Source organism: Ensifer sp. ENS03 (genome assembly GCF_014852035.1).
GTDB classification, from domain to species: domain Bacteria; phylum Pseudomonadota; class Alphaproteobacteria; order Rhizobiales; family Rhizobiaceae; genus Ensifer; species Ensifer adhaerens.
On the sequence record NZ_JACVAV010000010.1, the window covers coordinates 113,330 to 139,593 of the forward strand.

At 60.8% G+C, this 26,264-nt stretch carries 25 protein-coding genes and 1 pseudogene; all 26 read left to right on the forward strand.

What is annotated here, in order from left to right:
* The first annotated feature begins 3 nt into the window (after nt 1-3).
* The 26 genes and pseudogenes from IB263_RS27700 to IB263_RS27820 all read left to right on the forward strand — a co-directional run bounded on the left by IB263_RS27700 (nt 4) and on the right by IB263_RS27820 (nt 26,247).
* On the forward strand, nt 4-1,086 hold the full coding sequence (locus tag IB263_RS27700; RefSeq protein ID WP_060529956.1) for a ketopantoate reductase family protein: 1,083 nt from the start codon (nt 4-6) through the stop codon (nt 1,084-1,086).
* A complete protein-coding gene (locus IB263_RS27705) occupies nt 1,083-2,198 on the forward strand; it encodes a Gfo/Idh/MocA family protein (protein ID WP_060529955.1) in 1,116 nt (371 codons plus the stop codon). Before IB263_RS27700 ends, IB263_RS27705 begins: the two co-directional genes overlap by 4 nt.
* Nucleotides 2,195-3,817, forward strand: coding sequence for a DUF885 family protein (locus tag IB263_RS27710; protein ID WP_192439287.1), 1,623 nt, complete (start codon nt 2,195-2,197; stop codon nt 3,815-3,817). Before IB263_RS27705 ends, IB263_RS27710 begins: the two co-directional genes overlap by 4 nt.
* Nucleotides 3,814-4,830 (forward strand): ABC transporter ATP-binding protein, encoded by a 1,017-nt coding sequence (locus IB263_RS27715; RefSeq protein WP_210338336.1) that lies wholly within the window; start codon nt 3,814-3,816, stop codon nt 4,828-4,830. The genes IB263_RS27710 and IB263_RS27715 overlap by 4 nt, the downstream gene beginning before the upstream one ends.
* Nucleotides 4,823-5,806 (forward strand): ABC transporter ATP-binding protein, encoded by a 984-nt coding sequence (locus IB263_RS27720; RefSeq protein WP_192439288.1) that lies wholly within the window; start codon nt 4,823-4,825, stop codon nt 5,804-5,806. Before IB263_RS27715 ends, IB263_RS27720 begins: the two co-directional genes overlap by 8 nt.
* A gap of 179 nt (nt 5,807-5,985) precedes the next feature.
* Nucleotides 5,986-6,927 carry a glyoxylate/hydroxypyruvate reductase A gene (locus IB263_RS27725; RefSeq protein WP_112975005.1) on the forward strand — a complete coding sequence of 314 codons (942 nt, stop codon included), beginning with the start codon at nt 5,986-5,988 and terminating at the stop codon, nt 6,925-6,927.
* Nucleotides 6,928-7,002: 75 nt separating this feature from the next.
* Nucleotides 7,003-8,613 (forward strand): peptide ABC transporter substrate-binding protein, encoded by a 1,611-nt coding sequence (locus IB263_RS27730; RefSeq protein WP_060529950.1) that lies wholly within the window; start codon nt 7,003-7,005, stop codon nt 8,611-8,613.
* A gap of 62 nt (nt 8,614-8,675) precedes the next feature.
* Complete coding sequence (locus IB263_RS27735; RefSeq protein WP_060529949.1) at nt 8,676-9,629, forward strand: ABC transporter permease; 954 nt, start codon at nt 8,676-8,678, stop codon at nt 9,627-9,629.
* Nucleotides 9,622-10,503, forward strand: a complete 882-nt coding sequence (locus tag IB263_RS27740) for an ABC transporter permease (RefSeq protein ID WP_060529948.1) — start codon at nt 9,622-9,624, stop codon at nt 10,501-10,503. Before IB263_RS27735 ends, IB263_RS27740 begins: the two co-directional genes overlap by 8 nt.
* Before the next feature lie 131 nt (nt 10,504-10,634).
* Nucleotides 10,635-10,869 (forward strand): annotated as a pseudogene (locus IB263_RS34255) (type II toxin-antitoxin system RelE/ParE family toxin).
* Between the two features lie 64 nt (nt 10,870-10,933).
* On the forward strand, nt 10,934-11,188 hold the full coding sequence (locus IB263_RS27745; RefSeq protein ID WP_060529947.1) for a hypothetical protein: 255 nt from the start codon (nt 10,934-10,936) through the stop codon (nt 11,186-11,188).
* Nucleotides 11,185-11,604, forward strand: coding sequence for a type II toxin-antitoxin system VapC family toxin (locus tag IB263_RS27750; RefSeq protein WP_060529946.1), 420 nt, complete (start codon nt 11,185-11,187; stop codon nt 11,602-11,604). The genes IB263_RS27745 and IB263_RS27750 overlap by 4 nt, the downstream gene beginning before the upstream one ends.
* A 197-nt stretch (nt 11,605-11,801) precedes the next feature.
* On the forward strand, nt 11,802-12,137 hold the full coding sequence (locus tag IB263_RS27755) for a hypothetical protein (RefSeq protein WP_192439289.1): 336 nt from the start codon (nt 11,802-11,804) through the stop codon (nt 12,135-12,137).
* Nucleotides 12,138-12,441: 304 nt separating this feature from the next.
* A complete protein-coding gene (locus IB263_RS27760) occupies nt 12,442-13,269 on the forward strand; it encodes a transporter substrate-binding domain-containing protein (protein ID WP_112975008.1) in 828 nt (275 codons plus the stop codon).
* 59 nt (nt 13,270-13,328) lie between these two features.
* On the forward strand, nt 13,329-14,609 hold the full coding sequence (locus IB263_RS27765) for an FAD-binding oxidoreductase (protein WP_112975064.1): 1,281 nt from the start codon (nt 13,329-13,331) through the stop codon (nt 14,607-14,609).
* 29 nt (nt 14,610-14,638) lie between these two features.
* A complete protein-coding gene (locus IB263_RS27770) occupies nt 14,639-15,610 on the forward strand; it encodes an amino acid ABC transporter permease (RefSeq protein WP_112975009.1) in 972 nt (323 codons plus the stop codon).
* A 7-nt stretch (nt 15,611-15,617) separates the two neighbouring features.
* Complete coding sequence (locus IB263_RS27775) at nt 15,618-16,490, forward strand: DMT family transporter (protein WP_234824557.1); 873 nt, start codon at nt 15,618-15,620, stop codon at nt 16,488-16,490.
* Between the two features lie 346 nt (nt 16,491-16,836).
* Nucleotides 16,837-17,568 carry a GntR family transcriptional regulator gene (locus IB263_RS27780; protein WP_060529941.1) on the forward strand — a complete coding sequence of 244 codons (732 nt, stop codon included), beginning with the start codon at nt 16,837-16,839 and terminating at the stop codon, nt 17,566-17,568.
* Nucleotides 17,569-17,702: 134 nt separating this feature from the next.
* The gene (locus IB263_RS27785; protein ID WP_234824558.1) at nt 17,703-18,695 is read left to right on the forward strand and encodes a LacI family DNA-binding transcriptional regulator; all 993 of its coding nucleotides are present in this window, start codon (nt 17,703-17,705) and stop codon (nt 18,693-18,695) included.
* 169 nt (nt 18,696-18,864) lie between these two features.
* Nucleotides 18,865-19,878, forward strand: coding sequence for an SIS domain-containing protein (locus tag IB263_RS27790; RefSeq protein WP_112975011.1), 1,014 nt, complete (start codon nt 18,865-18,867; stop codon nt 19,876-19,878).
* Nucleotides 19,879-19,964: 86 nt separating this feature from the next.
* Nucleotides 19,965-21,290 (forward strand): ABC transporter substrate-binding protein, encoded by a 1,326-nt coding sequence (locus IB263_RS27795; protein ID WP_060529938.1) that lies wholly within the window; start codon nt 19,965-19,967, stop codon nt 21,288-21,290.
* 22 nt (nt 21,291-21,312) lie between these two features.
* On the forward strand, nt 21,313-22,269 hold the full coding sequence (locus IB263_RS27800; RefSeq protein WP_234824559.1) for a carbohydrate ABC transporter permease: 957 nt from the start codon (nt 21,313-21,315) through the stop codon (nt 22,267-22,269).
* Nucleotides 22,266-23,126: a carbohydrate ABC transporter permease gene (locus tag IB263_RS27805; RefSeq protein WP_060529937.1), complete on the forward strand. Its 861-nt coding sequence runs from the start codon at nt 22,266-22,268 to the stop codon at nt 23,124-23,126. The genes IB263_RS27800 and IB263_RS27805 overlap by 4 nt, the downstream gene beginning before the upstream one ends.
* Before the next feature lie 9 nt (nt 23,127-23,135).
* Nucleotides 23,136-23,981 carry a sugar phosphate isomerase/epimerase gene (locus IB263_RS27810; protein WP_112975012.1) on the forward strand — a complete coding sequence of 282 codons (846 nt, stop codon included), beginning with the start codon at nt 23,136-23,138 and terminating at the stop codon, nt 23,979-23,981.
* Entirely contained in the window at nt 23,978-24,847 is an 870-nt protein-coding gene (locus IB263_RS27815) for a PfkB family carbohydrate kinase (RefSeq protein ID WP_060529935.1), read from the forward strand. The genes IB263_RS27810 and IB263_RS27815 overlap by 4 nt, the downstream gene beginning before the upstream one ends.
* Entirely contained in the window at nt 24,844-26,247 is a 1,404-nt protein-coding gene (locus tag IB263_RS27820; RefSeq protein WP_112975013.1) for an FAD-binding oxidoreductase, read from the forward strand. The genes IB263_RS27815 and IB263_RS27820 overlap by 4 nt, the downstream gene beginning before the upstream one ends.
* Nucleotides 26,248-26,264: the final 17 nt, after the last annotated feature.

Below are 26,264 nucleotides of genomic sequence, written 5' to 3' on the forward strand. Positions count from 1 at the left end.
TCCATGAAGATCACCATTCTCGGATCCGGCGCCATCGGCGGTCTTGCCGGAGCGTATATGACAAAGGCCGGGCACGAGGTGCTTCTGGTCGATCGTTGGGTCGAACATGTTGCTGCACTCGATGAGAAGGGCCTGTTCATCGACGGCGTACGCGGCGAGATGACCGTTCCCGTCAAGGCTGCGACGCCGGACCAACTGACGGGCGAACTCGGAACAGTGTTGATTGCGACCAAGTCGCAGCACGCTGTGGAGGCGCTGAAGCAGATCATTCCTCTACTCAACGCCGACAGCTGCGTTGTCTCCTTCCAGAACGGCTTCAACGAGCCGGACATGATCGCCGCGCTCAACGAGGCGGGATTGCCCGGGGAGAGGATCGTCATGGGATCGATCCCGAACTATGGCGGCGCGCTGGTCGATCCCGGTTATGTGGAATTCGTGCATGAGGGCCCTATCCAGCTCGGTGAGCTGAATGGCGAGATGACACCGCGCCTCAAGGCTCTTGGCAAAGCGTTGAGTGCTTTGACCGAGGTGCAATATTCAACCCACATCTGGGGTCAGATCTGGGCCAAGGAAGTCTATGCCTCGCAGGTGGTGTTCTCCGCTCTTGCTGACGCGAAAATCCGGGACACACTCGGCGTCGAGCGCTATGCGCGCATTGCCGGCGCAGTCGTCAAGGAAGCGCTGGAGATTGCCGATGCCAACGGCATCGATGTACAGGCCTTCGATTTCTTCGATCCGTCAAACTATCGGGTGAAGACGGCTGCGGATACCCAGAGGCTTCTGGCCAACATCAATCATGCCATCTGGCTGTTGAAGAAGGATCAGGACACCAAGCCCGCACACAACTTCAAGAAGAAGGGTTCGGGCATCTGGTGGGACATTGTCTATCGCAAACGCCCTTCGGAAACCCGCTCGTCCAGCGGCAAGCTCATCGACTTCGGCAAGAAGACGGGCGCCGACACAAGGCTGAATGAGAAACTGTTTTCGATGATCTACGAGATCGAGGACGGCAAGCGAGACCTTGGTTTCCACAATTTCGATGAACTCGAAGCTTATATTGCCTCAATCGGAAAGACCCTCCCATGACCACCAAGCTCGGCGTCGGACTGATCGGCGCACATACCTGGGCCGACAAGGCCCATCTCCCCGGTTACAATGCGCATGAGCGCGTCGACCTGATCGCGGTGTGCGACGTGGATGGCGACCGCGCCAAGGCGATGGCCGAAAAATACGGGGCGCGCAAAATCTATACCGACCCTGAAAAGCTCATCGCCGATCCGGACGTGCAGATGGTGGACGTCTGCACACCGACGCATACGCATCTGCCGCTGAGCCTCGCTGCCATCGCAGGCGGCAAGCATGTGCTCTCGGAAAAGCCGCTCCATACGCTTGCTGCTCCAGCGTTCGAGGCTGCTGCCAAGGCCGATGCGGCTGGTGTGCGCACCAAGCTCGGCTTTACCTTCCGCTATTCACCGGCGATCCGCCAGATCAAGGCATGGATCGACGACGGCACGCTGGGCGAGATTTTTCATATCCACGGTTTCGAGCAGAACAGCCAATGGCTGGATCCGCAGGAGCCACTGCGTCAGATCACGCCGGGTATCGATCGCAACTCGCTCATTCCGGCCTCTATCGTCGGATACGGTTCCCATCTTATCGATCTGATGCGTTGGTTGGGAGGCGAGTTCGCCTCAGTGGCCTCCACCATGAAGAATTTCATTCCCGAACGTATCGTACGGGGAGAAGAGGGGCTGCAGAAGATCAAGGTTGAAGACGGTGCTGTCGCACTTGTCGAATATGCGAGCGGTGCGCAGGGTCTGTTGCAGACGAGCTATGTCGCGGTCGGCAATTATCCCGGCGTGGAACTGCGCGTCTATGGTTCGAAAGGGGCGGCCATCGCCCGGTTGATCTCCGAGTTCGGCACGGCGGAGACGCTGAAGTTGGCTAAGGCAGAAGCCGTCGAGTTCATTCCCTACGATGTCGGCGCCTCGGCCCTACCGCCCGGCACCACGCTCAGTATGCCGTGGCCCGAGCTTTACTATCGCAACCTCGTGCGCTTCTTCGTCGATGAAATCCTCGAAGATCGGCCTCAGGAATGCACATTCTATGATGGCGCCAAGAGCCAGGAAATCGTGGACGCGATCATTCAGGCCCATTTTGAACGCCGCTGGGTTGATCTGCCGGGCAACGGCGCATGACGCAGTGTCGTTACGATCCGTCGGTGGTCGACGCCTTCCTTAGGCACCACTGGACCTATCACCCTGTGGATGCGACGTTCATGGGCAATAGGGACCATGACGACCGTATGCCGCCCTGTGGGCCGGAAACGCTGACTGAGGAATTGGCGGGTATCGCCTCTCTTGAGCGCCGGCTTGCCGACACGGCCGAACCTGAGGCCTTGGGCGATCGTCTGGACCGCAAAATGATCCTGGCGGAGCTCGCCTTGCAGAAGGCAGCCGCGACATCTCGTCCACGTTTTTCCAATCCGGCCTGGTTTTCCGGCGAGGCAGCTTTCGCGATTGTTTCCCTGCTACTTCCCCAGTCGGCGCCGGTCCGGCAGGATGGACTGATTGCCCGCCTCAATTCTCTGCCGGCATTCCTGACGTCAGCCCTGGAACGGCTGAAGGGAAAAACTGCTCCATTTGGGTGGACGGCGCGCGCCCGGCGCGAGGCGCGCGCGATGGCGGAATTCCTGCGTATTGAGATTCGACTGCACGACGAATTTTCCGCACAATGGGCCGCGCCCGCTGATACCGCAGCAGCCGCGTTCGACACCTTCGCATCTGGCCTCACGGATATTGTCGATGACGATCCGGCTTGCGGCGGAGACTATCTGTCGCTTTTGATGAATACGGTCCATGGCCTCGATTTCGGTCCGCGCGAAGCGGTGAAAAGGGCCGAAGAGGCCTTCGATCGAATCGGCGACGAACTGGTTGAAATGGCAAAGTCCATCGATCCGGAAAAAAGCTGGCAGGAATTGATTGCCGGCCTGTCCGACGATCATCCAGCCGACGCTGAAGCCGTAATCGAAAGCTATCGGCACCACGACGCCGCCGCGCGAAAAGATGGCGCAGCGCTGGTGACGCCGGCCCAGGAGTATGGGCTCGAGTACCGTTGGATGGCGCCGTGCTTCCGCAAGATCAATCAGTCCCTCTATTTCCTATTCTACAGATCTCCGCCCGGCCTCAACCCCGGTCAGGGCAGCGTCTATTGGGTGACGCCCCCAGGTGACGATTTCGACACCTTTCTGCGCGGAAGCAACACGGCCATGGTCAAGACGATCCACTCCGTGCATCATGCCAGCGTCGGCCACCACACGCAGAACACCCGCGCCCGCTCCGCCCAGTCGCACCTCGCACGCATTGCCGGTACCGATTGCGCTCTGGGGCTTGCGTTTCTCGGTTCCGGTACGCTGATTGAAGGATGGGCATGCTACGTTGAAGACCTTTTGATGGAAGCGCCGGACTTTTATGAACCGGCCGAAATCTTGCTCCTCAAGCAGTACGAGCGCAGAAACGCGGCGAGCGTCCTTGTCGATGTCAAATTGCATCTCGGGGACTGGAGCATGGCGGAGGCCATGGCCTTCTACCGCGACAAGGCGGGCTTCGCACCGGCACGTGTCGAGGGCGAGGTGGTTCGTAATTCCATGCTGCCTGGCTCGCGGCTGATGTACTGGATCGGCGTCGAAGGCATCAAAACGCTGCGCGGCCGATGGAAAGGGGATACGATTGGCTTTCATGATGCGCTGCTGAGCTACGGCCATGTGCCGCTTGCGTGGATCGCTGAAGAGATGCAACGCGCGGGGCAATTGAACTGATGGCTGAACCCCTGCTGGAGATACGCAACCTCGTTACCGAATTTCGCACGGAGAGCAGCATCGTGCAGGCGGTCAAGGGCGTCGACCTGAAGATTGAGCAGGGGCAGACCGTTGCCGTCGTGGGCGAAAGCGGGTCGGGAAAATCCGTGACCAGCCTCTCTGTCATGCGGCTGATCCCGCCTGCGATCGGCGGCATCGCGTCTGGCGAAATTCTGTTCCGCGGGCGCGACGGCGTGGTGCGCGATCTGGCCCAACTGCCGGAAAAAACCATGCGCGGCGTTCGCGGCAACGAAATTTCGATGATCTTTCAGGAGCCGATGACCAGCCTCAACCCGACCCAAAAAGTCGGAACGCAGGTCGCTGAGGCGGCGCTACTGCATCAAGGACTGACCCGTTCGCAGGCATGGAAGCGGGCGATAGAGATGCTGATGCTGGTGGAAATTCCCGAACCGGCGCGACGGGCCGACATCTATCCGCACCAGATGTCCGGTGGCATGCGCCAGCGTGTGATGATCGCGATGGCGCTAGCTTGCAATCCGGCGCTGCTGATTGCGGACGAGCCCACCACGGCGCTGGATGTCACCGTTCAACTGCAGATTCTGGAGCTGATGCGCCGCCTGCAGCGAGAGATTGGCATGGGTATCCTGTTCATCACCCACAATCTGGGCGTCGTCGCCGAAATCGCCGATCGCGTCGCTGTCATGTATGGCGGACGCATTGTCGAAAGCGCCGACGTCAACGAATTGTTCGACCGGCCGAGCCACCCTTACACCAAAGGCCTGCTGGCCAGCATGCCGCAGGTCGATCACGCGGCACGCGCGGCAGGGCAGGTTGCCCGCTTGAAAGCCATTCCCGGCAGTGTCGTCGACCCGCGCAATCCACCAACCGGCTGCGATTTCAATCCGCGCTGTCACTGGGCGCTCGATGCGTGCCGAGCCGCGGTCCCTCCGGTTTTCATGGTGAGCCCGGATCACGGCGCGCGCTGCCTGAGATGGAGCGAAATGAATGGCTGAAGCCCTGCTCCAGGTTTCCGATCTGAAAGTGCATTTCGAGATCGGCAAGTCGATGTTCAAACCGGGCGTCGTCATCCGCGCCGTCGATGGCGTCAGCTTCGAGGTCGCCAAAGGAGAGGTTGTCGGGCTGGTCGGAGAGTCTGGCTCCGGAAAGTCAACGCTCGGCCGTTCGATCCTGCGACTGGTCGAGCCGACCGGCGGTTCTGTCAGCTTCGATGGTGGCAATGTGACGGGTCTTGCGCCCGCACAGCTCAAAGCGCTGCGCAGTCAGATGCAGATCATTTTCCAGGACCCCTATGCCAGTCTCAATCCGCGCATGAGCGTGGGCCAGATCATTGGCGAGGCGCTTCTGCTCCACAACATCGGCACCCGGAAGGAGCGTCCGGACCGGGTCGGCGACCTGCTGGAAAAAGTCGGCTTGCCTCGTTCGGCGGCAGCACGGTTTCCGCATGAGTTTTCCGGAGGGCAACGTCAGCGTATCGGCATTGCGCGCGCGCTTGCCGTCAATCCGCAATTCATCGTCGCCGATGAACCGGTTTCCGCGCTTGACGTTTCGATCCAGGCGCAGATCATCAACCTGCTGCAGGATCTGAGGCAAGAGCTTGGGCTGTCGATCCTGTTTATCGGCCACGATCTGTCCGTTATCGAGTTTCTCTGCGATCGCGTCATCGTCATGTACCTCGGCAAGATCATGGAAACTGCGACGGCCCCAGATCTCTATGCTAAACCCCTCCACCCCTATACGCGTGCGTTGCTGGATGCGGCGCCGGTGCCGGATCCGCGCGTGCGCCGAAGCCGCATCACGCTGAAAGGTGACTTGCCCAGCCCGATCAACCCACCCTCCGGCTGCGTGTTTCGCACCCGATGTCCTTTCGCCATCGAAAAATGCGCTGCGGCCGTGCCGGCTCTGGAGGCGCGCGGTGATCGCCACTCGGTGGCCTGCCTTCGAGCGGACGAACTTAACTTGAGAGAATAGATCAGCCTTATTTTTCGCGCCGATCCCCCGGCTATTTTTAGCCAGCCTACCCCGTAATTGCTCAGGAAATTGGCAATTCGGGGTATTTTTTTGCCCATTGTCGCCCAAACTCATGCATGAGTTAAAATGCGGTCAAAGTGGATTTTTTCGGGCATTGCACGATGCCTTCATGACGCACCATGCTGTGGCCCATGAAACGGATATTTATCGCCTCTCGCGGCAACCCTGAGCACATGGCAACCCTGTTTCGGAAAGAGCTTCCGAGCCACGTCGTCACGACCGAACAACCCAAGACGGACGACGGTCCCGTGCCCTATATCGTCGTCGGACGACCCCTGCCGGGCGTCATTGCTGCGGTGCCGGGGCTTGAGCTGGTGTTAAGCCTCAATGCCGGGATCGAACACCTGCTGGCCAGCGGCGAAGTGCCCGGGCATCTGCCGATCGTTCGCCTGGTCGATGATGGCCTTGCCGAGGGCATGTGCGAATGGGTTTTGGCGCAGGCGCTGGCATGGCATCGCAATTTGTTGGTCTACAAGGATCTTCAGGCAAAGGGCGAATGGGCACCCTGCGCGGAGAAACTGGCCCGCGAGCGCACGGTGACGATCCTGGGCGCGGGCGCACTTGGTTCCGAGGTTGCCCGGCATTTCGTTCGTTTCGGCTTCAAGACCCGTAGCTGGAGCCGGTCCGGCCGGGCGATCGAGGGAGCGCGGAGCTTCGCCGGCCGCGACAAACTCATGGATGCGATCAGCGGCGCCGATATTCTCGTCAATCTCCTGCCGATGACCGCCGAAACCGCCGATGTTGTGGATGCAATGGTGCTGGCGGCGTTGGCCAAGGGCGCGTTCTTCATCAACGGTGCCCGTGGTGGCCACGTCGTGGATGCGGACCTGATCGGAGCCCTTGACGGCGGACATATCAGCGGCGCGGCTCTCGATGTTTTCCGCATCGAGCCGCTGCCAGCTGAAGACACGCTGTGGCGGCATCCGAAAGTCCTGCTCTCGCCGCACGTCGCCGCTCCCACGCATGCAGATGCTGCCGTGAAGGAGATGGCCGAAAACATCCGACGCTTCGAACGCGGTGAAAAATTGCCACACATTGTCGATCGCTCGCTGGGCTACTGAAAACTTAACGACCGGCCGATCCAACACGGCCGGCGAATAGGGAACGCCCGCAAGGGCAAAAGAGAGGACGATGCCATGACATTTGAACTGACCCGACGCGCAGCACTTCAGGCGATACTCGCTGGTACTGCGACCCTTGCCACGATGCATGCGTTTCCGGCCCTCGCGCAGCAGAAGGGCGGTACGTTGACGGTGGGCCTGACCTACGAGATCGACACGATGAACGTGTACTCGACCGGCTTTCTGGGGGATGCACAGGCGGCCGTCGTCGAGGGACTTCTCGCGCCGGATCAGCATGCGAAATATGTGCCGGTGCTCGCAACCGAAGTGCCGACCATCGAGAATGGCGGCATTGTCGTGGCGGCCGACGGCAAGACGATGACGGTGACCTACAAGCTCCGTCCCGGTGTGAAGTGGCACGACGGCAAACCCTTTACGTCAGCCGACGTGAAATACACCTGGGAAGCGGTCAAGGACCCGGCGTTCAAAGCTGAATCCAAGGACGGTTCCGCCGAGGTGGCCAGCATCGAAACCCCGGACGACCTGACCGTCGTGGTTCACTACAACTCCATACTGCCGACCTTTGCCTCCACTCTCTTCACCTTCGGCATCTTCCCCAAGCACCTGCTGGAAGGCACCGATCTCAACACGTCCTCCTACAACGAAACTCCTGTGGGCACCGGCCCGTTCAAGGTGACGGAGTTCGTGCGCGGCCAGTACGTGGTGACCGAGCGTTTCGATGACTATTGGGCAAAGAGCGAGAAGGGTGATGCGCTGCCTTATCTCGACAAGATCATTTTCAAGATGATCCCGGACACCAACACGCTGATTACCCAGCTGAAATCCGGCGAAGTCAACCTGGTCGTATCGACACCCTACAGCCAGGCCAAGCAGGTCGAGGGCATTTCCGGCATCGAAATGGTCAAGGGGCCGCTCTTGTCCTGGCAGCATCTCGATTTCAATTTCAAGCGCCCGTCGCTGGCCGACATCAATGTTCGCAAGGCCATCGCGGCTGCTATCGACCGCACCGTGCTAAGCAAGGCGCAGGGCGGCTTCCCGGAACCGATCAAATCGCCGGTGGTGCCGGTGTTCGAATTCTATGATCCGAACACGCCGGAAATTGCCTACAATGTCGCAGCCGCCAACAAGATCCTCGATGAGGCGGGCTATGCTCCGGGCTCCGACGGCGTACGCGAAAAAAACGGCGAGCGCTTGTCCTATGCCTTCATGGTCCAGGCGGGCCGGGCGGACGACGAGCTGGCCCAACAGGTGATCATCGCCCAGCTCAAGGCGATTGGCATTGAAGCCGTTGCCAACAACCAGACCGGCGTCGCCTATCGCGAAGCGCGCTACAAAGGTGGCTACGACCTGATCTACGGTCGCTGGATCACCTCTGCCGATCCGGTCTACTCGGTGTTCTGGGGCACCGGCGGTGCCAACAACGGCCAGTCCTATTCCAACCCCGCTCTCGATGCGGCCCTGTCGAAATTCGAAACGACGCTGGACCCAGCCGCCCGCAAGCAGGCTGCGGCGGAATTCCAGAAAATTCTGGCCGAGGACCTGCCTTCGATCCCCTTGACCACCAACGTCGCCTTGATTGCCAAGACCGCGGCGCTCAAGAACTTCGTGCCGAACCCGACGAACATGACCAATTTCGTGCATACGGCCGAATGGTACATGGGCTAACATGAACGGAGGCGCCCGGTCTCAGTGGCCGGACGCCTCGTTCCTTTTGACCAGGAGACGGCATGAATTTCGGTTACATTTTACGCCGTCTGCTCGGCGCCATCCCGCTGCTCCTCGGCATTTCGCTGATTTTGTTTGCTATCGTGCATCTGGCCCCCGGCGGCCCGCTCGACATGTACGCCGAGAATCCGGCTGTCAGCAAAGAGGCGCTGCAACAGATCGCGGTCGCCTACGGCCTCGACAAGCCCGCGCCTGTGCAATACGTCATGTGGCTGAAATCGATGCTGGTTGGCGACTGGGGCTACTCCATCCGCACCGGACGTCCCGTCCTGACCGAAATTGTCCTGCGGCTGGGGCCAACCCTCGAACTTGGCGGTCTCGCCCTTCTGATTTCGCTGTTGCTCGCCGTCCCTCTTGGAATCATCAGTGCTGCCCGGCGCGGCTCGAAGCTCGACAGCGGGCTGACGATGCTGTCGTTTGCCGGCATTTCCACCCCGGTCTTCTGGTTGGCGCTGCTGCTTCAGCTTCTCTTCTCCGTGCAACTCGGCTGGCTCCCGTCTGCCGGCTACAAGTCAATCGGTGATGGCTCGTTCCTCGATCGGCTCGCCCATATCATTATGCCGGCCACCGTGCTGTCGCTTGCGACCATCGCCAGTTGGAGCCGGTTCATCCGCTCCGGCATGATCGACGTGCTCAACCAGGATTACATCCGCACCGCCTATGCGAAGGGGCGTTCCGAGCGAGGCGTCATCATCCTGCACGCATTGCGCAACGCGATGATCCCGGCCGTCACCGTCATCGCGGTGGACTTCGCCACCGTCATTTCAGGCGCCGTCATCACCGAAACAGTGTTTGCATGGCCGGGCATCGGACGTCTGTTCATGGAAAGCATGGATGGTCGCGACTATCCCATGCTGATGGGCCTAATGATGATGGGGTCTGTCGGCATTGTCGTGGCCAATATCATCGCCGATGTGACCTATGCCGCTCTCGACCCAAGGATTCGCTATGGTTGACGCAACGATGCAATTGGCTCACTTGGCGCCGCCGCAGAGCTACAGCCGCCGCGTTGTCAGGCGCTTTCTGAAACATCGGCTGGCGGTCGCCAGTCTCGCCTTTCTGTTGTTGATGACGATTGTTATTGTCATTGGGCCATTCCTGTCGCCCTACAGTTTTGATGGTCAGGATTTCACCTTGATCGGTTCACCCGGCCCGATGACTGCAGAGCACTGGCTTGGAACCGATGAACTCGGTCGCGATGTCATGACCCGCTTAATATACGGAGGGCGGGTTTCCCTTGCTGTCGGCCTTGCTGGCGCGATTATCGCAACCATCGCAGGCACGCTGGTTGGTGCACTATCGGGCTTCTATCGCGGTTTGTCCGATATGCTGCTAATGCGGTTTACGGATGTGATGCTGTCGATCCCGACGCTGCCCCTTGTCCTGCTGCTCTCAGGGCTTTTCCGCCCGAACCCGCCTCTGCTTGTGGCTATTGTCGGCATGCTAATCTGGATGGGAACTGCACGACTGGTGCGCAGCCAGTTCCTCGCGTTGCGCGAACGCGAATTCGTAGAGGCCGCCCGCGCACTTGGGGCAGGGGGTGCACGGCTGATGTTCCGGCATATCTTGCCCAATGCCATCGGCCCGATCACCGTGGCGGCAACGCTTGCCGTTGGAAGCGCCATCATGCTTGAATCGGCGCTCTCGTTTCTGGGCTTTGGCATTCAGCCACCAGTTCCCACATGGGGAAACTTGCTGAACAGTGCATCACCCTGGCTCAGTGTTGCGCCATGGCTTGCTATACCGCCCGGCCTGCTAATTCTCTGCACCGTGCTGGCCGTCAATTTCCTTGGCGACGGTTTGCGCGACGCAATGGAACCGAAAGAGTGATTTCCCAGCTGATTTCTGTTTGACGTTTTCTCCAACAAACATTTGCTGGCGGGTATTGGGCAGCCCCGGCCAGAAGGGCCGGTAGACGCCCTTCCCGACCGAGAAGGCTTCAAGGCCGCGGCTGGCGACCGATGAGTCTTGTCTGGGCGCACTATGCGCTTGACGATCGAGACGCGATCTTCAGCTACATTGAAAGTGAAAACCCGAAAGCGTCAGTGTACGTCTACGAGGAGATTGCGCGTTCAGTTCGGCGTCTCCTCGACTTTCCCGGAAAGCGGCCGCCCGGATCGAATTGAGGGAACGCGGGAGTTGGTAATTCCGCGCACACCCTGCATCGCCGTATACACGTTGACTCGACCGCGGTAAACTTGCGGAATGACTGCATCGGAACTATATTGCAGTCAATGAAGGCGCCTGCGAGGGTCTGACTATGGCTATCCTGACAGTACGAAATGTACCTGATGAAGTGCACCGCGCTTTGCGCGTCCGGGCGGCAAATCACGGCCGTAGCACAGAGGCGGAAGTCCGCGAGATTCTGGAACGTGCGGTAAAGCCCGAACAGCGTATTCGCATCGGGGATGCCTTGGCTGAGTTGAGCGGGCGGATTGGCTTGACCAATGATGATTTTGAAGTGTTCGACCAGATGCGAGACAAAGCGCCGGCAGAGCCAATGAGGTTTGAATGATCGTCCTGGACACGAATGTCGTCTCGGAGGCGATGAAGCCCGCCCCGGATTTGGCTGTGCGCAATTGGTTGAATGACCAGGTAGCCGAAACCTTGTATCTGTCCAGTGTAACGCTGGCGGAACTGCTGTTTGGCATCGCTGCGCTCCCGGAGGGCCGGCGCAAAAAAGCGTTGGCCGACACGCTTGATGGCCTGCTCGAACTGTTCGACGATCGCGTGTTGTCATTCGACACTGCGGCGGCTCGGCACTATGCCGGCCTTGCGGCCACCGCGCGAGCAGGGGGGAAGGGATTCCCGACACCTGATGGATATATTGCGGCTATTGCAGCCTCCAAGGGATTTACAATCGCGACACGCGATACAAGCCCCTTTGAGGCGGCAGGAGTCCCTGTCGTCAATCCTTGGAACCACCTATAGACTCGCCATGGGGGGCTCTCGGGTTCAAATGGGTTCAAGGCGAGGGAAAGCCGGCGTGCTGCCGACTTACGTCGTCTAGTGGAGAGTTTGCGTCGCTTCCAATGATCTGAACGTCCGAGGCGTCAGTGCGCAGGTCTGGGATCAGCCCATGCCCAACACTTTTCGAATGCTGTGATTCCGCCCGCCGCACACGACCTATGGCACGTGTTGCATATGATTTGCGTGTGCAGCATCGGCGCTTCGCCTCTTGGACAAGTTGGCACCCGCCGATCGACCTCGTGCTTGCTATTATTTTTTTCGCATATGGATTTGCGTTGTTGCGTCTTGGGATCGGCGGGCCAGACGGTTTCGGCGCGGCACGCCTTGCTGACGCAGATAGGACCCGCAACGCGGCAATCGTTGCAGGATTGGTGCTGGTTCTGACAGGCTTGGTGGACCCGCTGCTGGCGGGCGATTTCGACTTTTGTGGGGGCACCCATTCTGCGCTGATCGTTGCCGTTGCCAACATGCTCAGTCTACCGCTGATCGCCTGAGGGCTCCCGAGCCTAAGATGGCATGATCCTGATCAACGCTCCCCTTTATGGAAGCAAAGCTCTTCGATCTCGATCGCGTTTCGGGAGCGGTTTTGCTTCTCGCATGAGGTAGTAAACGGTTAGATATGAACTGGCCGATCGCTCGATCGGCCAGTTCATATCTACGAGACATGTATTGATCTCGTTCTTTCATGAATCGGTAACAGTGGACACTTGACTCGCGGCAGCAGCTGTTGAGACTCTTTCGTTGTCAGACATCTTACATAAACGGGGATCCAAACTGACGGATCACAAGGAGGACCACATGAAAAAGCTCTTCATGCGACTGACTGTAGGTGTTGCCTTTGTCGCTGCCGCCGTATCGGCCCATGCTGGCGAGACGTTGGACCGCGTCATGGAAAAGAAGGCGATGGTCGTCGCCACCAACAGCGGCTGGCCGCCCCAGAGCTATCTCGATGACAGCAACGAGATGGTCGGCTTCGACATCGACGTGTCGCGCGAGATCGCCAAGCGCCTCAGCGTCGAGGTGAGCTTCGAGACGCCGGACTGGGCGACGCTCACGGGCGGTCGCTGGCAGGGCCGTTACGACCTCGGTGTCGGTTCCGTAACGCCCACCAAGGCACGCGCCCAAGTGATCGATTTCGTCGGCATCTATTACTACAGCCCTTATGTGTACGTCGTGCACAAGGACAGCGACGCCAAGTCCGTCACCGACCTCAACGGCAAGGTGATCGGCGTCGAAACGGCGACGACCTCGGAAGACTTCATCAACCGGAAGCTGGAAATCGACGCTCCGGGCCTGCCGCCGATCGAATACAAACTGGAGCCGGGTGAGGTCCGTACATTCGCCGATTCCATGCTGCCCTTCGACGACCTTCGCCTCGGCGCTGGCGTTCGCCTCGATGCGGTAATCGCACCCGAGCAGACCGCGATGAATGCCATCAAGAATGGCTATCCGGTCAAGGTTCTCGAAGGCGAATATGCCTTCCGTGAGCCGCTGGTCGTTATCAGCGAGAAGGTCGACCCGGACTGGACGGCCAAGGTCGGTGGTATCGTCGAAGAGATGAAGAAGGACGGCACGCTCGGCCAGCTCACCACCAAGTGGTATGGCAAGGACTACAGCGCCGACTGATAAACACCGGTGCGGGCCTTTTCGCCCGCACCCTTCCATTCGAAGGGGGGCGCATGCCGATGACTTATCCAGACACCTACTATAAACGAACGATGGCGGACCGGACGGCGCGACCAGTCCTTTCGGGTACGGTCGAATGTGACGCGGTCATCGTCGGCGGCGGTCTTGCCGGCCTTTCGACGGCGCTGCAGCTTGCTCGCGCCGGCAAGCGCGTCACGGTGCTGGAGGCTGAGAGCGTCGGCTTCGGAGCGTCCGGCCGCAATGGTGGCTTCGTCAGTCCCGGTTATGCGACCGGCGGCGACGACATTGCCCGGGTCACGGGCAAAGATGCGGCCCGCGAGCTGCACCTCCTCTCCGTCGAAGGCATGGAATTCATCCGCGAGAACATCAAGACGCTCGGCATCGATAATGCGAAGCCAGAACCGGGCATCATGAGCGTTCTGCGTTACGACGATGGCGCGAGCCTCAAGGCCTATGCCGACGAGATAAGTCGCGAATACGGCTACGAGCTCGAATACATGGACCGAGACGCCGTGCGTGCTGTGCTCAAATCCGAGCGTTACTTCCAGGCATTGCGCAATCCGACTGCCTTCCATATGCACCCGCTTAACTATCTACGTGGCATCGCGGCGGAGATCGAGCGGCTTGGGGGGCGCATCTGCGAGCAGTCGCGGGCGACTTCGGTGATTTCTTCCGGTTCCGAAAAACGTGTGAAAACTGCACGGGGCGAGGTGAAGGCGCCTGACGTCGTCTTCACGACGGGTGGTTATACCGGTTCGCTGAATGGCAAGTTAAAGCGTTCCTATCTGCCGATTGCCACCTATGTGATGGTCAGCGAGGAGGCGCCGGAGCTGATCGCCACGGCGATCGCCACGAAGCACGCCATCGGCGACAACCGCCGGGCCGGTGACTACTACCGCCTCGTCGACGGAGGCCGCCGGATCCTCTGGGGCGGGCGTATCACCACGCGTGCTGCCTCGACCGCAGGCCTCGTCAAGGAACTGCGGGCCGAAATGGTCGATACCTATCCGCAACTTGCCGGACTCAAGACGGAGCTCGCCTGGTCAGGCCTCATGTCCTATGCCCGGCACCTGATGCCTCAGATCGGACGTATGAGCCCAGGCATCTGGTACTGCACGGCCTTTGGCGGTCACGGCCTCAATACCACGGCGATCGGCGGCAAGGTCATTGCCGAGGGCATTTTGGGGACAAGCGAACGTTACAAGCTTTACCAACCTTTCGGTCTCGTCTGGGCCGGCGGCCTGGCGGGGCTTGCGGTGGCACAGCTCACCTACTGGAAACTTCAGGCGCAGGACTGGTGGCGCGAGCGTGCGGCTTAAACAGCTTCTACAATAAAATGGGGCGGAATATGATTGGTCGACTGATACTCACCTATCCCGAAGCGTCGCGCAGGGCAGGCGGCCTGCTAATCCTTGCGATCGTCGTGGCGATCCTTTACGCCCTCGGGGTCAGTTCCGCCTGGATCGGCCATGTTCTGCCGTCCTTGACAGACTGGCTGAAGGAGAACCCAGCGATCAGCCGCGTCGTCTCGTCGGTGCTGATCGCGCTCATCGCCGCCGCCAACTGGCAGGCGCTGCGCCAGCTGTCACGCCGCCAGCAGATCGTCGCCGTCTGGCTCGAGCTGTTCGCGCTCCTGATGCTGTTCTTCTACTCCTTCAATCTTTCCTTCGCCTTCATCGCCAAGAAGATCGGCTTCCTCATCACGCAGGGCGTGACGACGACGCTCTTCATTTCGGCGATTTCGATCGTCATCGCCACCATCATCGCGCTGGCCGGCGCCATCGCGAAACTCTCCAACAATGGCGTGATCTACGGGCTTGCAACATTCTATACGTCGCTTTTCCGCGGACTGCCGCTGCTCATGCAAATTTACATCATCTATCTCGGCCTACCGCAGGTGGGTTACGTGATCGGCGCCGTACCGGCTGGCATTCTCGCGCTCTCGCTGTGTTACGGCGCCTACATGACGGAAATTTTTCGCGCCGGCATCCAGAGCATCAATCGCGGTCAGACGGAGGGCGCGACCGCGCTCGGTCTCACTCCGGCGCAGACGATGATGCTGGTCATCTTGCCCCAGGCCATGCGGGTCATCATCCCGCCGACTGGCAACCAATTTATCGCAATGCTGAAGGATTCCTCGCTGGTATCTGTCGTAGGCGTTTGGGAAATCATGTATCTCGCCCGCACCCAAGGCCAGACGGAATTCCGACATATCGAGATGCTGATTACCGCCTCCATGATCTACTGGACCCTTTCGATTTGCCTGGAATATGCCCAGTCCCGCATCGAGGAACGGTTTGGCCGCTTCAATGTCCGCTGAGGCATCCGTGGCAGACAGCGACGGCACTCCGGTCGTGCCGTCGTCGAACCGTCGGGGCGCGCTGCTCGTGCTCGCCGCCTTCTTTATGTTCTCCGCAACCGATGCGATCGTCAAGATCATGGCGGGAACGATGCCTGCGCCGCAGGTGACCTTTTTCGTCACCATTGCAGCTCTCCTTCTGCTCTTGGTCCATGCACTCGCAACCGGCCGTCTTCGCCGCCTCATCCCACGCCAACCGTCGCTCGCCTTCTGGCGAGCGCTGCTGCTGGCGTTCGATACGCTGCTGATCCACTATGCCTTCGCCAAGTTGCCGCTTGCGGAAGCCTATCTTATCGCCTTCCTCACGCCGATCCTGGTGGCGATGCTGAGCTTCGTCTTCCTCAGGGAGCGGCTGTCGCGCATCGGCTGGGCCGGTGTACTGATCGGCTTTGCCGGCGTCGTCGTGGCGCTGAAACCGGGCGTCGCGCCGCTCAATCTCGGCCATCTCGCCGCCTTTGGATCTGCCGTGCTTTTTGCGCTGTCGTTAATCCTGCTGCGCCGGGCGAAGGTGACGGAAACGGATGAAGCGCTGGTTGCCAGCCTGCTCGTCGTTATGACGCCTGTCGGCTTCGCGGTTGCGGCTGTTTCGGGCGAGCCAGCACCGCTCCGCCTTACCGATCTTGGCTTATCAGTCGCGGGCGGTGCCTTGATGCTGGGCGGACATGCGTTGCTGGTGCGCGCTTTCCGTGTTGGCGAGGCTTCGGTCGTTGCGCCGTTCCAGTACAGTCAAATCATCTGGGGCTGCTTCTACGGCATCTTCCTCTTCGCAACGCCGTTAGAGCTGTACACGCTGCTGGGCGCGGCGATCATCATCCTGTCCGGATGGCTTGTCCTGAAATAAGCTTGAGGGCAGCGAGTTTCCTGCGGCTGTGCAGGGCAAGAAGATGCTTTTTGCGCCCGCCGAAAGGCAGGAGGCGATCACCGTGTCGATCCGCTTCTGCAGGGCGAGACGCCCGACTGGATGCGCAGGGATTACTGTTCGTCGAAGTTCAGCAGGGACATGTCTTTATTGCCATGGATTAAAAAGTTGTAAGACAACGGACATTGTGGATGTTGCCTGTCAAGGCGATCCTTGGAGCGGCTGGAAGTGCAACCTCTCGCACGGTTTCTGCATACGCCCTACACTTGACCATCCCGGATTTGTCAGACAAGGAAGTTGCAACGACAATCAATGACGAGGCACGCCGGTGGAGGAGCCCCTTCGCGATTCACGCACCCTCGCTGTCCAGCTCCGGGACCGGATCGCCGATCTTATCAAAGATAAAGGGCTGAGGCCGGGCGACAGGTTGCCGACCGAAGCACAGCTGACGCAGCGGTTTAAGATTTCTCGGCCGGCGCTGCGCGAGGCGCTGAAACTGCTCGAACAGGACGATGTGATCAATGTCGAGCATGGCCGTGGCCGGTTCGTCTCGGCGCTCTCAGCCGTGCAGGTCGATCGACCGATCACCGTCTTCGAGAGCGTTACGGACATGGCGCGGCACTACGGCTACCGGACGGTCAACAAGGTACTTTCGATCTCCGAGGAGGCGCCGGACGCGTGCGTCGCCGAGAGCCTAAGGCTTGGCCCGACGGACCGCGTGATCCGTATCGAGCGCATCCGCCTGCACGAGGACGAGCCGATCCTCTACTGCATCGACTACATGCCGCGCAGCCTCATTGAAGGGCGCCTCTACGACATCGACTGGAGCGGCTCGCTGATGCAGCTCATGGAGGAATACGGCAACCGCCCGCGCATGTCGGCGGCTAGCGTTTCCGCTGTCATGCTGCCGGACGACATTGTCGAGCGTCATGGTCTGAAGGACTTCGGCCCAGCGCTTCTCATCACCGAAACTTGTTTCAACGCCGCCGGCGCGCCGGTGAACTACGCCATCGACTACCATCGCGGCAGCCATTTCTCCTTCAGCCTCGTTCGTAAATGATGTCGCTGTAGGGGCACCCGTGCGTCACGCGCATGACTAGGCGAGCGTGCTATCCGAAGCTACAAGGGATCGCGAAGCGTCCTGCTCGTACGATTGGAGGTGACATGGTTCAGAAACCGGCGACTTTGAAGGATGTGGCGGCGCTGGCCAATGTGTCGCGCGCAACGGCCGCCCGGGCTCTCAACAGTTACGGATATGTCGGCGACGAAACCGCCCAAAAGATCCAGGCGGCCGCGGAAAAGCTGGGCTATCGCGGCAACCGCCTCGCGCAGGCGCTGCGTAGCGGGCAATTGCCGATCGTCGGTTGCATCCTCGGCGATATCCAGAACCCGTTCTTCGCCCGCATCGCGCACGATATCGAGGTCCTCGCCCGCGAGTTCGGGCACAATCTCATCATCGGCAGCAGCGAGGAGGAGTTGGCGCAGGAAATTTCCCTTCTGGCGAGCCTCCGGTCACTAAGCATCCGCGGCTTCATCGTCGCGCCGACCTCGGAGGGCAACAACGCCCACCTCCAGGGTCTGGTCGACGAGAACGTGCCGCTGGTGCTGATCGACCGTGTCGCAGAGGGCGTCGATTGCGACAGCGTCGTCGTCGACAACGAGGGCGGCGCCCGCAAGGCCGTCGAATACCTGATCGGCATGGGCCATACCCGCATCGGCCTGTTGCAGGACGACATGCGTATCTTTACCTCACGCGAGCGCAGGAGCGGCTATAGGTCGGCGCTCGCCGCGGCCGGGATCGCGGCCGACGACCGTATGGTCGCCGTGTCGCAATCCACCGTGGAGCACGCGGTCGATGCGACCATACGGCTCTTCAGCCAGAAGACACCGCCGACGTCGCTTTTCACCGTCGACAGCCTGATGACGCAAGGCGCGCTCCTGGCCTTTCGGTCAATGGGGGTTTCCATCCCGCACGACGTCTCGCTCATCGGTTTCGACGACTTCAATCTGGCGACTTTCACCGATCCGCAGATTACCGTCGTTTCGCAGCCCGTCTCCGAGATCGGCCGCACGGCTGCTCGGGTGCTGTTCGAAAGGCTCACTGGCAAATTCGAGCCGCCGCGCAAAATCCGCTTTGAAACCAAGCTGATAGTTCGCGGCTCGGTGAGCCGCCGCGGCGGCGTCTGAGCGCCGCAAACCCCGCCTCAAAAAATTCGAGACGCCCACTTGCCAGCGCGAAAGTCTTGTGCGCTAAATATATGTGAGATCGATCTCACATCGTCTCGAAGTTTATTCGCGTTGGGACGCCACCTCGCTTCAAAGGCGATTTCGCGCAGCGCAAAACGGGAAGGTACAAATGCTCAACTTCGATAGAGATCGCTTTGTGAAGATACAAAGCGGTGCAGTCGCAATCGCCGACGACATGCGCGCCCTGATGCGCGGTCTGCTCGACGACGGTCTGGAACGCATTTTCTTCATGGGGACCGGCGGCGTGCAGTTCCTAACGCAGCCGGCCATCGAGCTTGCGCGCGCTTTGACGGTATTCCCGGTTTCGGCCGCCTATTCGGCGCAGGTCGTGCTGGAGCCCCCGGCGGGCCTCAACGAGAAGGCGCTGGTCGTGCTGCCCTCGCTGTCGGGCACGACCAAGGAAAGCGTGCAGCTTCTCGCCTTCCTTAAGGAGCGCGGGGTGAAGACGCTGTCGCTCACCGGGCACAAGGACACGCCGCTCGGCCGCGACGCCGACTACAACTTCACCAATTTCGCCGAAGACGATACGTCCTCGGAATCCTTCTACCTCCAGACCCTGCTCATCGTGCTCGCGCTGCTGGCCGAGCGCGGCGAATACGCCGATTTCGACGCGACGGTTGGCGAACTGGCGCTGTTGCCGGAGCTATTGGTTTCGGTGAAGGAGGGCTACGAGGCCGAGGCCGCCGCGCTCGCCCGGGAAATCAAGGACGAAAACTACCACATCTTCACCGGCGCCGGTTCCGTCTGGCCGGAAGCGCACTACTACGGCATGTGCATTCTGGAGGAAATGCAGTGGATCCGCACGCGCCCCGTGCAGGCATCCGACTTCTTCCACGGCACGCTGGAACTGGTGGAACCGGGTGTCAGCCTCTTCATCTTCAAGGGCGAGGATGCCTTCCGCCCATTGACGGACCGCGTGGAGAACTTCGCCAAGCGCTACACCGACAAGGTGCGCGTTCTCGATGCGGCTGCCGCCGACCTTCCGGGCGTCTCGGCCAGGACGCGCAGTCTCATCTCGCCGATTGTCCTGGCGACAATGCTGGAGCGCTTGAGCGCGCATCTGGAGGTGCTGCGCGACCATCCGCTGACCACGCGCCGCTACTACAAGCGCGTCGAATATTGAGGTTTTCCGGTCCGGCGGCGACGCCGGACCGTTCCCCGACCTTGCATGTCCCAAAGAAACGAAAGACAACAGAGAGGAACTGCGAAATGAAAGCCAATCCGTTCTTGAGCACGACGAGCCTCGGGTCGATCGCTGCTGCCGCCTTCGTCATCGGCAGCGTCGCTGCTGCATCTGGCGCGGAGCCGGTCGTCGCCGATCCCAATGCGACGGTCGACTATTCCGGCACGGTCAGCGTGCTGACGAAATTCGGTCTGCAGCAGCTTTCTCCCTTCTTCGTCGATGCCGCCCGGGACTATGAAAAGCTCCACCCCGGCGTGAAGGTCGAGCTCATCCAGGAGAGCGACGACAGCGTGAAGGGCAAGACGAAGGCGCTCGTGGCCTCCAATTCGCTGCCCGACGTCTATTTCACCTGGACGGGCAGCTGGGGTGAGAATTTCGTGCGCGGCAACCGCGCCGTCGATCTGACCCCGGTCATCGGTCCGGATACCGAATGGGGCAAGTCGCTCGCGACCGCTGCCGTCTCCGCCTTCCAGTACAATGGCAAGCTTTACGGCATTCCGCTTTATCTCGACGCCAAGTTCATGGGCTACAACGAGAGCCTGTTCGAAAAGGCGGGTGTCGCTGAGCCCAAGTCCTTCGAGGAGCTGCTCGGCGCCTGCGCCGCCCTGAAGAAATCCGGCGTCACGCCGATCTCCTTCGGCAACAAGGAAGGCTGGCCGGGCGTGCACTATGCCGGGCAGCTGCTAGCCTACAACGTGCCGCAGGCCACGCTCGAAAAGGATTTCATCCCTGCTACGGCCGAATTTGCCGATCCCGGTTATGTCGCCAGCCTCACACAGTTCAAACAGCTCATCGACGAATGCTCTAATGGTTCAGGCACGAACGGCTCATCCTACGCCTCGGCCTTGCAGCAGTTCAGCAACGGCAAGTCCGCCATGTACTATCAGGAAATCATCGAGTTCGACCAGTCGACCGCGGACGGTGCGCTGAAACGGGAAGATTTCGGCTTCTTCAAGCTGCCGGTGCCGAAGGATGCCAAGGGCGACCCCAAGGCGGTCGAAGGCGCGCCGGAAGGCTACATGATCAATGCAGCTTCCAAGAACATTCCGCTTGCGATCGATTTCATGAGGTTCGTCACCTCGGCCGAAAACGGCAAGGTTCTCTCCGCGCCGCCTTATGGCCAGCCGAGCGCGACGGTCGGCGGATATTCGGTAGACGCCATGAACCCAGCCGTGGTCGACGGCCTCAGGGTGATCGCCGACGCCTCCTATCTGATGCCCTGGCTCGATACCGCCAATCCGCCGCGCGTTGCGGCCGCCTGGCTCTCCGGTCTCCAGGCGCTGATCGGCGGCTCCATGACACCCGAAGAGGTCATGGAACGGGTCAAGGAAGCAGCGACTTCGTCCAAGTAAGGATCGGCCCAGGATGACTGTCATGAAGCACGAGCAGAATGGTGAAGCCGTCAAAATCGGCTTCGCCGGGCCGGACCGGGCGCAAAGCCATCGGTTCGGCCCGCTGGCCGGGATCCTGTCGTTTCGCTGGGTGCTGGTCGCGTTCGTCCTGATCCTCTGGTTTGTCTATTATCCCATCATCGACAATTTCGTCGTGAGCACGAAGAACCAGGACATCTTCACAGGCGAGACCGCTTTTATAGGACTGGACAATTACCGCCGCCTGCAGGGCGACCCGGTCGTCTGGACGGCGATCGTAAACAACACGCTCTATGCCGTCATCTCCGTCATATTCCAGGTTTTCGGCGCGTTCGTGCTGGCGGCCCTCATCGAGGGGCTTGCCGATGAGAGATGGCGCCGGTTCTGGCGCGCCGTCTATTTCATACCCTCGGCCATCTCGATCACCGTCACCGGCCTTCTATTCTATTTCATCTACCAGCCCGATATCGGCCTAATGGATTCGGCGCTGACGCAGATCGGGCTTGCGGAGTGGTCGCGCGCCTGGCTCGGCGAGGAGGGCACCGCGATCTACGCTATCATCGCCATGAGCCAGTGGCAGGGTTTCGGTTATTCGACGCTGCTGTTCGCTATCGCGATCCAGAAGATCCCGCGCGAACTCTACGACGCGGCGATCATGGACGGGGCAGGGACTTGGCGTCGCCTATGGAACATCACCTTTCCGCTCACCCGCGAAATGACCGGCCTGATGGTAATCGTCACGATCACCGGTGCGTTCCAGGTCTTCAACGAGGTCATGGTGATGACCGGCGGTGGGCCGAACAACAGCAGCCAGGTGCTCGGCACATGGCTTTACCAGCAGGGTTTCATCGAAAACGACTTCGGTTATGGCGCGGCCATCGCAACGGTTATCTTCGTCATCACGCTGATCACCGGCTTCGCGCAGCTCTGGTACACCAAGAGACGGAGGGTCGATCTGTGAGCGTCACCTATCAACCGGGGGAAACCGAGCGCACCGACTTCGCCGCCGTGCTGGCGAAGACCTGCCTCGTTACCTTCCTGATCAGCCTCGGCTTCGTCGTGCTCTATCCGCTGTTCTGGATGGCGATGAACGGCTTCAAGACCAATGCCGAAATCTTCGGCAACCCCTTCGCGCTGCCGAGCGGCTTCAGCATCGCAAACTATATCTCGGCCTGGAACCAGGGCATCCGCAATTACATCGCGACAAGCGTCATCGTCACGCTCGGATCGGCCGTCTGCACGGTGCTGGTCAGCGCCTGGACAGCCTATGGCCTCACGCGTTCGAAATTGCCCGGAAAGCCATTTTTCGTCGGCATCGTGCTCGGTGGCCTCATGCTAAGCCCGACGGTCGCGGTCATCCCACTCGTGCGCATGATGCAGGGCCTGGGCCTCTATAACACCTATTGGGCGCTGATCATCCTCTACACCGCCTTCCGCATTCCCTTTACGACCTTCCTGATCCGCGCCTACATGCTCGGGCTGCCGCGGGATCTCGACGAGGCCGCCACCATGGACGGTGCCAGCGAAGGGCAGATTTTCTGGAAGGTGACGCTGCCGCTGTGCAAGCCGATCCTGGTGTCCTGCGTCATCCTGCATGTGCTCTTCGCCTGGAACGAGTATCTCTTCGCGATGATCTTCACCAGCGGCGCGGATTTGCAGACGCTGCCCGTCGGCCTCACCTCCATCATGGCAAAGCACGGAACCAACTATGCCGTCGTCTTCGCCGCCATGACGCTCTCCGCACTTCCCATCGTCATCACCTTCTTCGCCGCCCAGCGCTTCTTCATCCGCGGGCTGGCCGAAGGCATCGGAAAATAGGGCGGGCACATGTTGAAACGAACCCAGCTCATCGGTGCGAACTTCTCCTTTCAGCACCATTCCTTCCGCTGGACAGCCGAAAAGCTCAGCGCCATGGGCCTTCAGCAGATGGAGCTCTGGGGCGTCGCCCCGCATCTCGATCTCTTCCACGACAACCAGGCACGGCTTGCGGAGGTGAAGGCGATCCTCGGCGACAACGGATTGGCCGTACGTTGCTTCACGCCAGAGCAGGTTCTTTATCCGATCAACATCGCCTCCGGCGACAGCGCCTACCGCGAGGCCAGCGTCGAGCGTTTCATGCAGGCCGCCGATGTCTGCGCGGAGCTGGGAGCGCAATATCTCTTCCTGACGCCGGGCCGCGGCTTCGAGTGCGAAAGCCGACAAACCGCCTGGGCCAATTCGATCCAGTCAATCAACCGGATCGCCGCCCATGCGCGCGCGCTTGGCGTCTCCTGCCTGCTGGAGCCGCTGCAGCGCCTCGAAAGCAACATCGTCACCAATGCCGATGCGCTTGAGAGCTTCTGGCGCGCGCTCAACGGTGACGATATCGATATCGTTCTCGACCTCGTCGCCATGGCGACGGCAGAAGACAGCGTCGGCGACTATTTCGCGCGCTTCGGCAAGCGCATCGCGCATGTGCATGTCGTGGATGGAACGCCGGCGGGGCATCTTGCCTGGGGCGACGGCAACCTGCCGCTCGACGACTATATCGGGCAGATTGGCAGGCACGGTTTCGCCGGCACGCTGACTTTCGAACCTTTCGGCAACGGCTCCTATGCGCTCGACCCCGTTTCCGCCTGGCGGCGATGCCTCGAAGCCATTGCACCCCATCTCGATGAAACGGACACAGAATGACGAAGGCCAATCCCAACCTGATCGCCGTCGGCGACAATTGCCTCGATGCCTATCTGAGCAAAGGGTTCGTCACCGTGGGCGGCAATGCCCTCAATGTCGCCGTCCAATGGCGGCAACAGGGGTTGAATGCCCGCTATTTCGGTGCGCTGGGCCCGGATGCGGAAGGCGATATCATGCTTGCCGCCATCGCGGAGGCGGGGCTTGATCGCAACGATGTCGAAATCCGTCCCGGCGCGTCTGCTGTGACGCTGCTGACGGACGATGCCGGCGAGCGACGTTTCCTTCTCGAGTCGCTCGGAGTGGGCGAGGATTATGTTCCAAATGCTGATCGCTACGAGGCGTTGCGGCAAGCCGACTGGTTGCATCTCGGCACAAATTCCAGCGAAAGGCTCATCCGCCGGCTCGTCGCCGATGGCATTCCCTTCAGCATCGACATTTCCACACGGCATTTCGACCTTTCGCTCGATGGCGTGCCGCTTGTCTTCGCCTCCGGTCCGGACGATCCGACCAAGCCGGTCGAGCCGCTGATCGCGCGGTTCAGGGCCGCGGGCGCACTACAGGTCGTCGTCACCTGCGGCAGGCGGGGATCCTTCTATCATGATGGTTCGACGGTGTTCGCGGCGGGTTCTGTGCCGGTCACGGTCGTCGATACCTGCGGTGCAGGGGACAGCTTCATCGCGACCTTCATCATGTCGCGGTTCTTCGCAGACCTGTCCGGACAGGCCGCGCTCGACAGCGCCGCCGAAAGAGCATCCGAGACCTGCACCCATCTCGGCGGCTTCCCGCAGCCCATCCGGCCAATCCCGGAATGGCTGCTTAAGAAATATGACGATGTCATCGGCAGCACCGAGAGGGCGGGAACATGAACACCATCACGATGAGGCCGCCCGTCGCGGCACCGAAGGGCGATCGTTCCTTCTGGCTGCAGAGCATTGCGGCGGATGCCGTCACGCCGCCCCTCAAGGGCAGCGCGGATTGCGACGTCGCGATCGTCGGCGGTGGCTATGCCGGCCTGTGGACTGCGCTGAGGATCAAGGAACAAGCGCCCGAAACGCGTGTCTCCGTGCTCGAAGCGGATTTCTGCGGTTCCGGAGCTTCCGGTCGCAACGGCGGCCAGGTCCATAGCTGGTTTGCCGAAATCGACATGCTGCGCGCGCTTGTCGGCGAGGATGACGCGCTCATGCTGTGCCGGGCGACCGCCGACGCCATCGAGGAGCTTAATGGCCTGCAGGCCTCCGGTGCCATCGACATGGATCTGAGACTCGACGGCTGGCTGTGGACGGCAAGTTCGACCGCGCAGGAGGAGGCCTGGGCTGCGGCCCGCGACCTCAGCCGGACGCTCGCCGAGGACCGCCTGCATCCGCTCCAGCGCGCCGATATCCTGCGCCGCACCGGCTCGGACGTCTCCTATGTGGGCATCATCGAGGAGAGGGCGGGAACCGTGCAGCCCGCAAAGCTCGCCCTCGGCCTGCGACGGCTCGCCCTCGAAAGGGGGATCATCATCCATGAGCAGAGCCCGGTTCTCGAAATCGTGCCCGGTTCCACGCCGCAACTGCGCACAGCATGCGGCGTGCTTTCCGCCGGCAAGGTGGTGCTCGCCGCAAATGCCTGGCTTTCGGCCATCGCGGAATTGCATGCCTATCTCTACGTGGTTAGCAGCCAGGTCATCGCGACGGCGCCGGCGCGCGATGTCCTGGAGCAGATCGGCTGGACGGACGGCGCCTCGATCTGCGATGCGCAGCAGCATGTGCTCTACTACCAGCGCACGCCCGAGGGCACCGTCGTCTTCGGCCGGGGCACGGGGGGCATCGCCTATGCCGACCGCATTGACGCCCGCTTCAATCGCAGCGGCGACGGCGGCGCCGACAATATCCGCGAGATGCACCGGGTGTATCCTGAGTTGAAGCATGTGCCTGTCCTTTACGACTGGAGCGGCCCGATCGATTGCACGGCGCAGCACCTGCCGGTCTTCGGCCATCTGAAGGACCACGCGAACATCTTTTACGCGATGGGCTTTAACGGTACGGGCATCGCGCAAACGCCCGTCGCCGGCCGCATCATGGCAAGCCTTGTGCTCGGGCGTGACGACGCCTGGAGCCGGTGTGGGTTGGTTGGCATTGAAAAGCGCACGCGGCTTCCGCCCGAGCCGCTGCGCTATCTCGGCGCGCGCGTCGTGCGGCATGCCATCCGGCGCAAGAACGATCTCGAGATCATCAACAGAAAGCCGGGTCCGGTCACGCGGTTCCTGGCCGGGCTCGCGCCCTGACGGCGCGCTGTCTTGCA